Genomic DNA, 13,801 nt, shown 5'->3' with positions numbered 1-13,801 from the left:
GGAGTTGAGAACGATGTGGAAGATTTTTGTCCTTTTCTCCGCTGTACTGGCAACACTTTCTTTCTCCATCCAGTTGATGGTGATCCATGATAACGTGGTATCTTTGGTGACGATCGAGAACGAGGAGATGAAAGATATCTCCAGTTTCACGCTCCCCTTTTCGCCATCAAAGGGTATCGTGGTCTCAAACAAAGCCTACTTTGTGAGTGGAAAAGAACTGATAGAGTACGATCTGGAAAGAGAAGAGATCGTCAGAAAGGCCCAGATGTGGGTGGAGGATATAAGATGGAGCGGAAAAAACCTCCTACTTCTCTCCAAAAAGAAGATCCTTCTGCTGGATCCCGTCACATTCAGCTACACCGCTGTAGACCTGCCCGAAGATCCGGTGGATGTGGAAACATTTGAAGACGAACTGATAGTGAGTTACGGAAAGTACGTCTCCCTTGTGAAAAACAGAGAGGAAACCTGGAAGATAGAAGCACCTTCTGCTGTTGTCGATATCTCCGTGAACGCAAAAAGAAAGGTACTCGCTGGAATCACGAAAGATGGAACTCTCTTTCTCGTCGATTTGGAAAACGTCCTTGCACCGAAGATAGTGTTCTTCACCGGAGTTGAAAACGCAAAAAGTGTGGAGTGGCTGGAAAACTTCCTTTTTGTTTCTTCTGAGAACAGAACGATCATCATGGATACAGAAAAGCTGAACACACCAGAGGTGGTTAAAGAGTACAACGTTGGAGTCTCTTCGTTTGTGAAAACAGATGGATCGATCTTTTTCACTTCGGGAAATATCCTCTACAGAATGGATTCAACACTTTCGATGAAAAGACTGGGTGTGGCTCAGCGGGTGTTTCTGGTCCTTTCACCCGAGAAGAGAGTGATCACAGCGGGTGAACTTCTCTGGAAGAGGAATCTGGGCTCTGAGGTGAGAGCATCTCCTGCCGTCAGCGACAAACTCGTTCTTGTGGCGGATGTCGAAGGGGTTGTACATGCGATGTCACTGAACGGAACAAGATTGTGGGAATACAGAACGGGCTTTGTGGTAACAGCACCCCCGAAGGTTTATCTGGATAGAGTCTACGTGACGAGCTGGGACAACTTCCTGTACGCGATTTCAGAGAATGGGAATCTGGTCTGGAAAGTAGAACTGGAATCGGACGTCTCAAAACCGTTCGAGGTGAATTCGTATGGAGTCTATCTTGCAACCGATGGAGGAAGGGTGTATCTGATCGATCACGGTTCTGAAACGCTCTGGCAGTTCAAAGATGACGAATGGGTGTCCACGGGGGTCACCGTTGATGAAAACGGCACCGTCTACTTTGGAACACTGAAAAATCTCTACTCTCTCTATCCAAACGGTTCCTTAAAATGGAAGACGAAGACTGGATACCTTCTGACGACAAAACCCGTTGTTGTTGGAAAATACGTATTTGTCGGAAGCAACTCCGGGTGGCTGTTCTGCTTTGACAGATTGAACGGAAGTGTGATCTGGAAGAAGGAACTTCCTCTGACCCTCAACTCCACACTCTCTGTCTACAAAGATCTTCTGATCATAAACGGCAGCGATGGGATATACCTTGTTGACTTTCAGGGCAACGTGAAGGATGTAGTCTTCGCAGAGTCTCCATCCCCCGTTGCTGTTTCAAAGGAAGGGTTTCTGTTCTTCGTCTCAAACGGAACTCTCTTTTCCTACACGATCGACGGTCAGAAGAGATGGGAAAGAAAAGTGGGAGAAACCATCGCTGAGCCAGCCATTGGAGAAGAACGTGTGATCGTCGCCACACGGGATGGAACCGTCTACTGCTTCTTCGATTCAGCTCACCCGTGATCAGTACTTTTGAATGGGCCCAAACCTGTCAAGCGGCCAAATTCTCAGGATGGGCCAACCAATGATGTGATCTTTTGGAACAAAACCGAAATATCTGCAGTCCAGACTCTCTTTCGTGTTGTCACCCATCAAAAAGTAGAAACCCTCCGGAACTCTTATCCTCACCGTACCGTCTTCTGTTTTCTCGATGTATTTCTTGAGATCCAGCTTGGAATAGTACTCCTCGTAGAACTCATGGTAGATCATTCCGGGAATGTAGTAGGTCTGGGTTTTCTCGTCGTAGTAAACCATCGAAGGATCGAAGTAATTCAGCAAACCGGGGAGGAACGGTTCACCGTACTTCAAACCCTCCTCCCCGATGAGGGAAAACACCAGCACAGCCGCTGTTCTTCCGTGTTCTCTTGCGAGATCGTATATGAAATTCCTGTATGCTTCCTTGTCCTTTCTCAATTTACTTGCGGTGTAGAGCCACTCGTAGAAGTCTTCGTACTTGAAGATCCCTTCTGGCTCGTAGTATCTGTCTTTCAAAGCATCAGGGATTTTTCCGTTGACGTAGAGTTTTCCGTCCTTTATCTCCAGAACATCTCCACCTTTTCCGACCAGGCGCTTCACGTACTTGACGTGGCCTCTGAACATCGCCGGAGAAAAAAGATCCATGAATTTGTCAAAGAGGCGGAGCATGTGACTTGCACGTTCATCAACGAAAGGTGACCAGAACACAACGATTTCTCCTATCTGTGGTTCTCGAACGGTGTAGGTGATCTTCTCCACGAAGAGACGATCACCAATCTGGATCGTTGGTATCATCGATCCCGTCGGCACCAGCATGGTTTCGAATATGTACAGTCTCACGATCGTTGCGGCAACGAGTGCATAAAGCAGCGCTTTGATCCATTCTACGGATTCTTTTTTCAGGTTCATCAATCCCTGCGCTCCTTGATCCTGATCTTACCCTTGACATCCCTGAGGTAGTAGAGTTTTGCCCTTCTCACTTTACCTTTCCTCACAACCTCTATCTTTTCTACAACGGGTGAGTGAAATGGGAAGATCCTTTCCACTCCAACACCATGGCTTCCTATTCTTCTCACGGTGAACGTTCTGTTTATTCCAGATCCCCTCTTGGCAATAACGATTCCTTCGAAAACCTGTGTTCTTTCTCTGTCACCTTCGATCACCTTCACGTGCACTCTCACCGTGTCACCCGGTCTGAAGTCCGGGATCTCTTTCTTTTCGTATTTTTTTTCGATGATCCTTACAAGATGGTCCATGCTCATCTTTCAATCCCTCCTCACGTAATTTTCTCCTATCAGTCTATCGATTATTATAGCTGCCGCCGCCCTGACGGACAGATGATTGAAATCAGATCCCGCCCTTATGGGCTCAAGAATGTAATCCGAAATCACAAGGATCTCATCGGGAAGTCCCCATCCCGTACCGAGGAGTATGAGAACAGGCCGATCTGTCTCCATTATGATCCTTCTTCCCTCTTCAAAGGACATGTCACCTTCTCGTTTCTTTGCAGAAGTGAAGAATATCAGAGGTTTTTCCCCTTCGATCTTTTCTATATCTTCCAGAACATCTTCCAGATAGGGTTTCAGTTTCACCAGTTTCAAAGACTCTGCACGGGATGGATTGTACCGGCTTCCAAAGCCCTCTCTCCAGAACTTCAGCATCTTGGAGACCATGTCCTGCTGAGCCTTGAGGTTGGTCACTATGTAATAACCCTTCAGATTGTACGTTCTTGCGGTCCTTGCTATGTCGTGAACGTCGAGGTTCGTCACTGCGGTCGATATGATGCTGCCGTCCTTTCCCTTTATGGGGTAATGGATGAGAGCCACATACACCTTTTCTAACACTTCTCCATCAACTCCCTGAACAACTCTATTATAGCCAGTTTATCGAGTTCGTCCAGTTCTTTTGACAGAAAAAGATCGGGCCTTTTCATTATGGTTTTTTTGATGCTCTCTTTCCTTCTCCAAAGTTCCACCTTCTGGTGATCTCCAGAAAGCAGCACTTCTGGGACTTTCATGCCTCTGTACTCGTACGGTCTGGTGTAGACGGGATGATCGAGAAGCCCCTGATGGAACGACTCTCTCTCCACAGATTCTCTCTCTACAACACCGGGTACGAGTCTTACAACGGCATCCGTTATCACCATCGCTGGAAGCTCTCCACCGGTGAGTATGTAGTCTCCTATGGATATCTCATCATCGACTATGCTCATCACTCTCTCGTCTATTCCTTCGTACCTGCCACAGAATATCACGATGTCATCTTTCTTCGAAAGTTCCTCGGCTATCCTGTAGTTGAAAATCCTGCCCTGGGGGCTTGTTAAGATCACGTACGGTTTTCCGTGTTTTTCAACATAGTTTTCGTAGAATCTGAAGAACGGCTCGGGCTTCATGACCATACCGTATCCGCCGCCGTACTGATAGTCATCCACCGTTCTGTGCCTGTCGGTGGTGTAGTCCCTCAGATTTTCCACGTTTATTTCCACGATGCCTCTTTCAACCGCACGGGCAATGACGCCGTATTTCTTCACAACCTCGACCATTTCCGGAAATATGGTCACTATGGTGATCCTCATCAGATCCACTCCAGTTCCTTAACCACGATCTTCTTTTCAGGCTTTTTGATTTCAACGACACAGTCTTTTATCATGGGAATCAGCGTTTCCCTGTTCTTCTTTTTGACCACGAGGACGTCGTTCGATCCTGTCTCGATTATGTCGACGACCTTTCCAACACACTCTCCAGATTCGTAGTAAACCTCGCATCCCAGTATTTCGTAGAAGTAGTACTCATCGTTTTGAAGGGGAGGTAGTTCTTCGTACTTTATGAAGACTTCACACCCTTTTATCTTCTCTGCTGCCTCCACTGTGTCGATCGTTTCAAATTTGATCAGGAAAAGCTTGTTCATTCTCCTCACGGACTCGACGGATAGGTTGTAGAAGACCTTCTTTTCCCTGTTGTAAAGCACGACGCTGGAGAGGTTCTTCACAATCTCTTCCGAGTTCGTGTAGGGGAAGAACTTAACCTCTCCCTTCAATCCATGAGTGTTGACAACCTTTCCAACGGCAATTCTTTCGTTGATCAGGTCCTGAACGGTCTTTATCATGCTTTCACCTGACCACCCTGATGGTGATCCCCTTGGAGTCACCCAGGAGAGCACTTAACAGAATCTTCAAAGACTTTATGGTCCTTCCATCTTTTCCTATGACCTGTCCAACGTCTTCTTCGTTCACCACTATCTCGTACACCTTTTTCCCTTCTTCGTCGAACTCAACAACCACCACTTCTTCGGGATGTTTCACTATCCCCCGAAGGATCTTTTCAACGAGTTCTTTCATTCAGAGGTTGCCTCCTCCTTCTTTCCGTACTTTATTTCATGTACCCTCTTCATAACACCGAACTTTTTGAAAATATCCCTCACGGTGTCACTTGGCTGGGCTCCTTTCAATATCCAGTCCACGGCCCTTTCGACATCGATCTTTATCTCCCCTTCTTTCAGGGGGTTGTAGTAGCCGAGAGATTCAATGTACGCACCATCTCTTCTCTTCCTGCTGTCCACAACCACTATTCTGTAAAAGGGCTGCTTCCTCTTTCCCATTCTCGTGAGTCTTATCCTGACCACAACCTACACCTCCTCAGAACCCAAATGGTATTTTGAATTTCCCTTTCTTCATTCTCTTCATGAGAACTTTCATCTGTTCATAACTTTTGAGAAGTTTGTTCACATCCTGGACGGTGGTGCCACTTCCGCGGGCGATCCTTCTTTTCCGGCTTGCATCTATTATCCGTGGATTTCTTCTTTCTTCTATGGTCATAGAATTTATGATGGCTTCTATCTTTTTCAGTTCTTTTTCGCTCATTTCGACGTCCACCTTAGGAGCGCCCGGGAGCATCTCCAGGATGGAAGAGAGTGGTCCCAATTTTTTCATCTCCTGAAGCTGTTCTTTGAAGTCCTCCAGGGTGAACTCTGCTTTCAAGAACTTTTCGGCACTCTTTTTCATCTTTTCCTGGTCGAGTTCCCTCTCCACCTTCTCGATCAGGGAAAGAACGTCTCCCATGCCGAGGATTCTGTTTGCGATCCTGTCCGGGTGGAAGGGTTCCAGCCCGTCGAGTTTTTCGCTCGTTCCTATGAATTTGACAGGTTTTCCCGTTACGTACTTTATGGACAGGATCACCCCGCCCCTTGCGTCTCCGTCCATCTTCGTCACAACAAACCCTGTAAGGTCGAGCCTTTCATCGAAGACCTTTGCAGTGTTGACCGCATCCTGTCCCATCATCGCATCCACGACGAGCAGAATCTCATCGGGATTGAGAATGGCCTTTATCTCTTCAAGTTCTCTCATCATATCCTCATCTATGTGAAGGCGTCCTGCCGTATCGACTATGAGAACGTCTTTTCCCGTTCTTTCTGCCTCCTGAATACCCTCTTTTACTATCTCAACAGGTGACTTGTTGTAATCGTGGACTACGTTCACCCCTATCTGGTTTCCGAGTTTCACGAGCTGATCCACCGCCGCGGGTCTGTAAAGGTCGGCCGCAACGAGCAGAGGGTTTCTCCCTTCTTTTTTGAGAAGTTTTGCGAGCTTTGCACATGTCGTAGTTTTTCCGCTCCCCTGAAGTCCCACCATCATTATGGGAGCGGGTCTGTGAATCAATCTCAGAGGTTCGTTCTTTTCGCCCATTATCTTGATCAGCTCGTCCCTTACGATCTTTATGAACTGCTGATCCGGTGTCAGGCTCTTGAGTACCTCTTCACCGAGTGCCTTCTGTAAAACGTGATCAACGAACTCCTTCACAACTTTGTAGTTGACATCAGCTTCCAGCAGGGAAAGTTTCACTTCCCTGACGGCATCTTTTACGTTTTTTTCAGTTATCTTTCCGCGTCCAGAAAGGTTTTTGAAAACCCTGGACAGTTTTTCCTGAAGATTTTCGAACATCCAAACACCTCCAGAGCGCCTTCTCTGATATTAGACGCTTCTCATTAATGACAGTTTTCCGATTGCCTAAGGAGTGACTTAATCATTGTTACAAAACGATTTCAAAGACTCGGTGGTTTAACTTAATACACACAACCAACGTCACATAACATTAATAATATCTGATCGCGAAGTCCTCGTACCCCTCTGGAGAGGTCTCTTCAACGCTTATATTCGTTACAACGGCTGCCGGAGGGCCCTTCGATACCTCGTTCAGGAACCGTCGAAGTTTTTCTTCCTCACCTTCAGCATGGATGAAGACGGATCCATCGTCCATGTTCATCACATAGCCCTTTATACCAAGGGTTCTGGCGATCCTTCTGGTAAAATACCGGAATCCAACTCCCTGTACGATCCCTTCAACTCTTATTTTCAGGGCCTTCATGTTTCCACACCCTCAGGAACTCTTCGTCGAAGTGCACGTCGAGTTGCGGGAAGGGTATGTAGATTCCTTCTTTTTCCAGATAATCCTTTATCCTGAAGGCAAGCCTTTTCACACCCTCGAAGAAGTTATCACGATTCACCCAGAACCTGATTACGAAATCTATGGAGGAGCTGTTGAATCCAGAGAAAACGATCGCAGGTGCAGGATCCTTTTCCACCGTCTCTTCGTCCTCAAGTGCCTTCTGAAAAATCTCCACAACTTTCCTGAGATCCGCAGAGTACGGAACTCCCACCGTGATCTCCTGCCTTCTCACACTGGAAGGCCAAAAATGAATGATCTTGTCGTTCCAGACGGATCTGTTTGGTATCATCACCCTTTTTCCGTCCCACGTTTTGATCACCGTGTGGTTCAGGTTCACCACCTCGACGGTTCCAGAAACCCCACCCACTTCCAGCGCTTCTCCTTCCTTCACCGCCCGGGAAACGAGCAGGAAAATCCCGGAGAAGAAATTGGAAAGTGGCTCTTGAAGTGCCAGACCAACAACGAGTCCTCCTATCCCGACACCCGCCAGCATGGGGGCAAGGTTGAGATCCCAGATGTCGAGAACGACCATGATGGCTATCACGGCTATGATGAGACCAAGAAAGAACCTGATGGTGTTTCTCATCTGGAGCTCTTTCCCCAGTTTTTCAACGCTTTTTTCGATGAGTTTGAAGAGCCATTTGAAAATCAAATACGACAGGGCGACGGTGATCGCCGTTAGGATCAGTCTTGTTATCAGCATCTTTCACCACCTCACGGCGAATCTAATACCGGTTCCTCTCGTGTAATGGTGTTCGGAGAAGGGATTCGAACTGACAGAAGAACTCAGAACGAACGTGTCGAATCCTATTGAGACGTTGTTCACATTTGCATAGAATCCAAGGGATATCTTGAAAGCGTTCTGTCCCGTGTCGGTGTTGGTCACCATGGAGATGCCAAGGCCAGCCTTCTGTTCTTTTCCTATCACGAAATCTATTCTGTTCTCCAGCACCTCCTGATCGAACTGAAGACAGTAGGAAAATCTGTTCTTTCTGGACGAGTCGTAGAAGAGCTTCAGCGTGTACACTCCACCCATGTAGGTTCCTTCCTGGCTCCACAGGGTGAAATCTCTCACGCTCACAGAATAGCCAACGTCTTTCAGAAGATACCCGAAGACACCGCCATGAAGATCGAGTTTCTTCCTTCCATCCTGATCCATTGCGAGGGAAGCACCAGCTCCAACCACTACATTTTCCTCCGGAGAGAGTGCAACATCGTACTCAACCGAGGTGACGTATTCACTGCTTTCCAGTGCACTCCTTTTCAAAAACAGAGCACCCGCTATGTTCGCCTCGGGGGGTTGAAACAGCCCGATCAAAAACGTTCCAAGAGACTCTCCGTCGGACAGAACGCTGTAAGATCCCATGAGCCCCTGTTTGCTTATAGTGAACACCCTTGCAGGATTTTCAAAGAAAGCCCATTCACCTGAGGAAGAGAAAATCTCAAGTTGAGAAGCAAGAAGCATGCCCGACACGATCAAAAAGAGAAGGAAGATCTTCTTCATACACTAACACCCCCTGACGAATAGACATCTATCATTTTGCCCTTGAACTCTCTGAACGTTCCTTCCTCTATGGAGCGTCTCACCTCGTCCATGAAAGAAATCATGAAACTCACGTTGTGAAGGCTGAGCAGGATCTGTCCCAGAACTTCACCACGATCTATCAGATGGTGTATGTAAGAACGGGTGAAGTTTTTACAAGTATAACACCCGCACTGTTCGTCCACAGGATCAAGTGATCTCTTGTTGTAGGATGCCTTCAGATTCAACCGTCCTTTCCAGGTGAGGGCGGTTCCATGACGGGCGATCCTCGTTGGAAAGACACTGTCGAACATATCAACGCCACGATCGACGAGTTCCAGAATGAGTTCGGGAGATCCTCCTCCCATGAAGTATCGGGGCCTGTCCTCCGGCAGATATTCCACGGTGATTTCTGTCATCTCGAGCGTGAGACTTCTTTCCTCTCCTATGCTGAGACCTCCTATTGCGTATCCGTCAAATCCTATCGACGTTATCTGAAGAGCGCTTTTCTTCCTCAAATCAGGATACACTCCTCCCTGAACGATGCCAAAGAGCACCTGATTTTCCGTTTTGAACGCCTCTTTGGATCTCAGGGCCCATCTGTAAGTGCGTTCAGTTGCCTCCTTCACCACCTCGTAGTCCGCGTCGGGTGGGGGACAGTGATCAAAGGCCATGCAGATGTCAGAACCGAGAGCGATCTGAACCTCCATCGAAATCTCCGGGCTAAGGAAGACCTTCGATCCATCTATCGGCGATTTGAAAGTCACACCCTCATCGTCTATCTTGAGTTTCGGAAGGCTGAACACCTGAAATCCTCCACTGTCGGTGAGGATGGGCTTTTTCCATCCCATGAATTTGTGAAGTCCCCCGTGGAGTCTTATGATCTCGACTCCCGGTTTGAGCATGAGATGGAACGTGTTCGACAGTACGATCTCCGCTCCTGCCTCTTCCAGATCGCGTGGTGTGAGGAGCTTTACGTTCGCGTTCGTTCCAACCGGCATGAAAACGGGTGTCCTCACAACACCGTGCGGTAGTTTCAGAACACCGACTCTTGCTTTTCCAGATGTCTTTTTCACTTCGAACTCCACACGATTCCCTCCAGATACTCTCTGACTCTTCTGTAACTTCCCTCTATTTGCTTTTCCTGCTCTTCGAGTTCTTCCAGCATCTCGTTTTTGAACTTTTCATCTTTTATACTCTTCAGATTGACCAGAACGTTCACTTTTTCAACCAGAAACACCGCACGACAGAGATCCATGGCGTTCAGCGTGTCAGAAGCCAGATTCTTATTCCCAAACTCTGCGAGTTTTTCAAGGTCGTGCCCAAGATCTTTCATGACCCTTATGACGTCCATCGGAACGGATGCTGCTTCTTTGAGGGCGCTCTGAAGTTCCTCCCCGGATTTCTTGTAAGCCTCCATCACCCTTTCGAAAGCTTTCATGTCTTTTTCTGCGAGGGAAAAGAGCTTTTCTCTTGCTTCCTCCATTGCCTCAACGATTCTTTCCATCTCCGGTTCGACGTTTTCGTATTCTTTTTTCTTCCTTGTGAAGTTTGCGACCATCTCGGCGAGGGCACAGGCCAGAGCGCCGACAACCGAACCGACTGCTCCCCCACCGGGGGTGGGTTTTCTCTCTGCAACCTTTTCACAGAACTCTTTCAGTGAAAGATTTTCAACCTCCATGCTTTTCCTCCCCCTCCATCACAATTCTGTGTCCAGAACTCGTACCTATCTTGTCCGCACCGTACATCATCATCTTGACGGCATCTTCGTAGGTTCTGATCCCACCTGCCGCCTTCACTTTCATCTCCTCTCCAACGATCCATTTCAAAAGGTGAACATCCTCCGGAGTTGCCCCTTTTGGACCAAATCCGGTCGAGGTCTTCACGTAGTGAGCACCTGCAAGTTTGGAGATGACGCACGCTGCTATCTTTTCTTCCAGATCAAGATAACACGTCTCCAGTATCACCTTGACCGTTTTCCCACGCGCAGCCTCCACAACGCTTCTGATATCCTCGTAGACAAATTCCCACTCTCTGGCCTTCAACATGCCGATGTTAAGCACCATGTCGATCTCGTCGGCTCCGCTTTCAACGGCGAAAGTAGCCTCCTGAGCCTTCGTTCTGCTTTCGTTCGCACCCAGAGGAAATCCGACAACGGTGACAACCCTTACATCGGTCTCTGAAAGCTCCCTCTTTGCAATCGAAACATAGCAGGGGTTTACGCACACTCCGTAGAGCCTGTTATCCTTTGCCTCCTGGCAGAGTTTTATTATGTCATCGGGTGTGGCAAAAGGCTTCAGGTTTGTGTGCTCTATCGCTCTTCTCACATCCTCGAGAGAAACACCCTCCCTGAACGGCCTGAACTCGTAAGACTCTCTGTACCTCACTATTGCCTTTTCAATTTCGTACTCCAGCATCGAAACCACCTCACAGACCAAGATCAGAGGCGATGGACTTCATCGCCTCAAGGGATATCCCCAGAAACCTCTCCAGCGACAGTCCAAGCTTTTCGCAAGATCTGATCTGTTCTCTGCTAGCTCCCCTTGCAAAGGCTTTCTCCTTGAATCTTCTCATCAAAAAGTCCACATCGAGCACTTCCAGTTTTTTCTCCGGTCTGATGAGAGCCGCTGCCACGATGAACCCCGTCACCGGATCCACCGCGTAGAGTGCTTTTTCCATGAGGGTTTCGGGTTCTTTCTTTCCACAGTGTGCGAGGATCGCGTTGAGAACGTCTTCAGGAACGTCCTCTTCCTTCAGAATCTCCAGGGTTTTCAGTCCGTGTTCGTCCGGATTGTCTTTGGTGTAGTCGTAATCCAGGTCGTGAAGTAGACCCGCTATTCCCCATTTTTCTTCGTCTTCGTTGAATTCCCTTGCGAGGGCCCTCATCACCGCTTCCGTTGCCAGACAGTGTTTTATCAGATTTTTCGTTCTGACGTGTTTTTTCAACAGAGCAAATGCGTTTTCCCGGCTTATCAAATCTCTCCCTCCTCCCTGAAGCTGTAGTATCCCCTCTTTGAGATTATCACATGATCGACAAGTTCTATCCCGAGGATCTCACCGACTCTTTTCAGATTCTTTGTGATCGCTCTGTCTTCTTTGCTGGGCGTGGGATCACCACTGGGATGGTTGTGAACCACGATAACACCAGAAGCGTTCGATCTGATCGCCACTCTGAAGACATCCCTTGGATGGACCAGACTCCTGTCGGAGGTTCCCACCGTGATGACAGATTCGGATAGAACGTTCAATCTTCTGTCCAGGCACACCACTTTCACTACCTCTTTTTCGAGATAGACCATGTCCTGACAGTACCTGTAAACCTTGCCCGCAGAGTCGAGTTTCTCCGGAACCTGTTCCAGCTCTCTGTGCAATCTTTTTCCAAGTTCAAGAGCGGCTTTCAACGTGACCGCTTTTACGATCCCCACCCCTTCGATGGCCGCAATTTCTTCCACGCTCGCATTCATCAACTTCACCAGTGAGTTATCGAATCTTCTGAAGAGCTCCTTTGAAAGCTCAAGAACGTGCTTTCCTTTCTTTCCTGTTCTCAAAAGAACGGCGAGGAGTTCTTCGTTCGAAAGGGCTTCAGGTCCTGCCTTTATCAACCTCTCTCTTGGGAGCAATCTTCCACCAACCTTTCTCGTAAAGGTACTGCCACACGAGTCCCACTGGAAAGCCCATGACCGTGAAAAAATCTCCCTCCATCTTCTCAACAAAGACAGCGGCAAAATCCTGAATGCCGTACCCCCCTGCCTTGTCGAAAGGATGGTAGTTTTCAACGTAGTAATCTATCACTTCATCCGGGATATCTCTGAATTTCACCTCCGTTGAAGAGACAAAGACGTCTTTTTCAGAACTGGACACGAAGGCAACCCCGGTGTACACCGTGTGCCATCTTCCAGACAATCTCCTGAGGAAATCTTTTGCTTCCTCTTCTGTTTTGGGTTTTCCCAGGATCTTCCCATCCAGAACAACCACCGTGTCAGAACCGATGACCAGAACGTTCTCAGATCCTTTCCTCTGGAAAACGTGTGCTGCCTTTTTCAGGGAAAGTTCTTTCACCACTTCGGCTGGCTCTCCAGAAACGTTTTCTTCGATCTCAGGTGGTTTGATCTCAAACTCTATTCCCAGGAGTTTCATCAGCTCCTTTCTCCTTGGTGAAGAAGAAGCCAGAATAATTCTCAAACACGATCCCTCCCATTCTGCTGGCGATGAAAGCGTTGACGCTGGCAGAGATCATACCAAGCCCCACCATGACGTTGAACAGCAGAAAGGTCTTTGTACTCTTCAGCAGGAGTGAGATCACCATCAGCTGTGCAAGGTTGCTTGCAAACGATCCAGCAAGACTCAAACCAAGAAAGCCAAACCCAAACCTTGCAAGCAACGATTCAACGACGGCAGCAGAAACCGCTCCGGAAAGACCCGTCAAAAAGGAAGGAGAGAGAAACCGTCCACTGAAGAGTGAACCCATGATACTCTTGACCGAAGAGACGATCAGGGCGTCCAGAAGCCCCACTTCCGATGCCACCAGAAGAACCACGGAGTTCGAAAATCCCCACCTTCCAAAGGGTACTGGAAACGGTAGGAAGTTCTCCACCGTGTACATAACGGAAGAAAGGGCAGTAAGAATAGAAAGAAACGCGGTTCTTCTCACCATGTTTCTGTATCGTAATCCGTTTTTCCTTCGAAGTATATTATCACCTCGTTCGGCACACACACTATGGTTCCACCGGGGCCAACCCAGCCTGTTTTCACACAGATCTTCAAAGGACACGTGGACTCAACCACTCTGACCTTTTTCCCGTCGAACTCCACCCTCATGAGGAATCTTCCGTCTTCTGTGATGTCGTAGAGTCCCGGCTTTTCCAGAACCTTCCTGAAATCTTTTCCCTCGACAACGACTTTTTCTCCATTTCCCCTCGGAACAACGAACGAAAGCCCGATAGAAAACAGTACGATCAAAAAGATGAGAAGATCTCTTTTTTCAAAGAACTTCCTCATTCT

At 47.9% G+C, this 13,801-nt stretch carries 20 protein-coding genes; 1 reads left to right on the top strand and 19 read right to left on the bottom strand.

Going from position 1 to position 13,801, the window contains the following annotated elements:
• Window positions 1-13: 13 nt before the first annotated feature.
• Complete coding sequence (locus CTN_RS05750; protein ID WP_038067611.1) at window positions 14-1,825, top strand: outer membrane protein assembly factor BamB family protein; 1,812 nt, start codon at window positions 14-16, stop codon at window positions 1,823-1,825.
• On the opposite strand, the gene lepB is transcribed toward CTN_RS05750, so the two are convergent.
• The 19 genes from lepB to CTN_RS05655 all read right to left on the bottom strand — a co-directional run bounded on the left by lepB (window position 1,826) and on the right by CTN_RS05655 (window position 13,798).
• Window positions 1,826-2,746, bottom strand: a complete 921-nt coding sequence (gene lepB / locus CTN_RS05745; protein ID WP_038067608.1) for a signal peptidase I — start codon at window positions 2,744-2,746, stop codon at window positions 1,826-1,828.
• The gene (gene rplS, locus CTN_RS05740; RefSeq protein ID WP_081434654.1) at window positions 2,746-3,093 is read right to left on the bottom strand and encodes a 50S ribosomal protein L19; all 348 of its coding nucleotides are present in this window, start codon (window positions 3,091-3,093) and stop codon (window positions 2,746-2,748) included. The genes lepB and rplS overlap by 1 nt, the downstream gene beginning before the upstream one ends.
• A gap of 9 nt (window positions 3,094-3,102) precedes the next feature.
• Complete coding sequence (locus CTN_RS05735; protein ID WP_015919644.1) at window positions 3,103-3,681, bottom strand: RNA methyltransferase; 579 nt, start codon at window positions 3,679-3,681, stop codon at window positions 3,103-3,105.
• Window positions 3,675-4,412: a tRNA (guanosine(37)-N1)-methyltransferase TrmD gene (gene trmD, locus CTN_RS05730; protein ID WP_038067605.1), complete on the bottom strand. Its 738-nt coding sequence runs from the start codon at window positions 4,410-4,412 to the stop codon at window positions 3,675-3,677. The genes CTN_RS05735 and trmD overlap by 7 nt, the downstream gene beginning before the upstream one ends.
• Window positions 4,412-4,942 carry a ribosome maturation factor RimM gene (gene rimM, locus CTN_RS05725; RefSeq protein WP_015919642.1) on the bottom strand — a complete coding sequence of 177 codons (531 nt, stop codon included), beginning with the start codon at window positions 4,940-4,942 and terminating at the stop codon, window positions 4,412-4,414. The genes trmD and rimM overlap by 1 nt, the downstream gene beginning before the upstream one ends.
• 4 nt (window positions 4,943-4,946) lie before the next feature.
• Complete coding sequence (locus tag CTN_RS05720; protein ID WP_015919641.1) at window positions 4,947-5,174, bottom strand: KH domain-containing protein; 228 nt, start codon at window positions 5,172-5,174, stop codon at window positions 4,947-4,949.
• Complete coding sequence (gene rpsP, locus CTN_RS05715; protein WP_015919640.1) at window positions 5,171-5,458, bottom strand: 30S ribosomal protein S16; 288 nt, start codon at window positions 5,456-5,458, stop codon at window positions 5,171-5,173. Before rpsP ends, CTN_RS05720 begins: the two co-directional genes overlap by 4 nt.
• A 13-nt stretch (window positions 5,459-5,471) precedes the next feature.
• Window positions 5,472-6,773, bottom strand: a complete 1,302-nt coding sequence (gene ffh, locus CTN_RS05710; protein WP_015919639.1) for a signal recognition particle protein — start codon at window positions 6,771-6,773, stop codon at window positions 5,472-5,474.
• A gap of 151 nt (window positions 6,774-6,924) precedes the next feature.
• A complete protein-coding gene (locus CTN_RS05705; protein WP_015919638.1) occupies window positions 6,925-7,197 on the bottom strand; it encodes an acylphosphatase in 273 nt (90 codons plus the stop codon).
• Window positions 7,172-7,978: a mechanosensitive ion channel family protein gene (locus CTN_RS05700; RefSeq protein WP_041437855.1), complete on the bottom strand. Its 807-nt coding sequence runs from the start codon at window positions 7,976-7,978 to the stop codon at window positions 7,172-7,174. The genes CTN_RS05705 and CTN_RS05700 overlap by 26 nt, the downstream gene beginning before the upstream one ends.
• 6 nt (window positions 7,979-7,984) lie before the next feature.
• On the bottom strand, window positions 7,985-8,782 hold the full coding sequence (locus CTN_RS05695) for a hypothetical protein (protein WP_015919636.1): 798 nt from the start codon (window positions 8,780-8,782) through the stop codon (window positions 7,985-7,987).
• Window positions 8,779-9,888, bottom strand: coding sequence for a tRNA guanosine(34) transglycosylase Tgt (gene tgt / locus CTN_RS05690; protein ID WP_015919635.1), 1,110 nt, complete (start codon window positions 9,886-9,888; stop codon window positions 8,779-8,781). Before tgt ends, CTN_RS05695 begins: the two co-directional genes overlap by 4 nt.
• Window positions 9,873-10,481 carry a cyclodeaminase/cyclohydrolase family protein gene (locus tag CTN_RS05685; protein WP_015919634.1) on the bottom strand — a complete coding sequence of 203 codons (609 nt, stop codon included), beginning with the start codon at window positions 10,479-10,481 and terminating at the stop codon, window positions 9,873-9,875. Before CTN_RS05685 ends, tgt begins: the two co-directional genes overlap by 16 nt.
• Window positions 10,471-11,217, bottom strand: a complete 747-nt coding sequence (deoC, locus tag CTN_RS05680) for a deoxyribose-phosphate aldolase (RefSeq protein ID WP_041437694.1) — start codon at window positions 11,215-11,217, stop codon at window positions 10,471-10,473. The genes CTN_RS05685 and deoC overlap by 11 nt, the downstream gene beginning before the upstream one ends.
• A gap of 10 nt (window positions 11,218-11,227) precedes the next feature.
• Window positions 11,228-11,776 (bottom strand): HD domain-containing protein, encoded by a 549-nt coding sequence (locus CTN_RS05675; RefSeq protein WP_015919632.1) that lies wholly within the window; start codon window positions 11,774-11,776, stop codon window positions 11,228-11,230.
• On the bottom strand, window positions 11,773-12,420 hold the full coding sequence (radC, locus tag CTN_RS05670; protein WP_038067602.1) for a RadC family protein: 648 nt from the start codon (window positions 12,418-12,420) through the stop codon (window positions 11,773-11,775). The genes CTN_RS05675 and radC overlap by 4 nt, the downstream gene beginning before the upstream one ends.
• Window positions 12,383-12,982 (bottom strand): Maf family nucleotide pyrophosphatase, encoded by a 600-nt coding sequence (locus tag CTN_RS05665; protein ID WP_038067600.1) that lies wholly within the window; start codon window positions 12,980-12,982, stop codon window positions 12,383-12,385. The genes radC and CTN_RS05665 overlap by 38 nt, the downstream gene beginning before the upstream one ends.
• Window positions 12,912-13,454 (bottom strand): Gx transporter family protein, encoded by a 543-nt coding sequence (locus CTN_RS05660; RefSeq protein WP_144399115.1) that lies wholly within the window; start codon window positions 13,452-13,454, stop codon window positions 12,912-12,914. The genes CTN_RS05665 and CTN_RS05660 overlap by 71 nt, the downstream gene beginning before the upstream one ends.
• Complete coding sequence (locus CTN_RS05655; RefSeq protein WP_015919628.1) at window positions 13,448-13,798, bottom strand: NusG domain II-containing protein; 351 nt, start codon at window positions 13,796-13,798, stop codon at window positions 13,448-13,450. Before CTN_RS05655 ends, CTN_RS05660 begins: the two co-directional genes overlap by 7 nt.
• Window positions 13,799-13,801 lie beyond the last annotated feature (3 nt).

The organism is Thermotoga neapolitana DSM 4359, from assembly GCF_000018945.1.
Lineage (GTDB): Bacteria > Thermotogota > Thermotogae > Thermotogales > Thermotogaceae > Thermotoga > Thermotoga neapolitana.
This window is presented reverse-complemented; position numbering and strand designations above follow the sequence as displayed.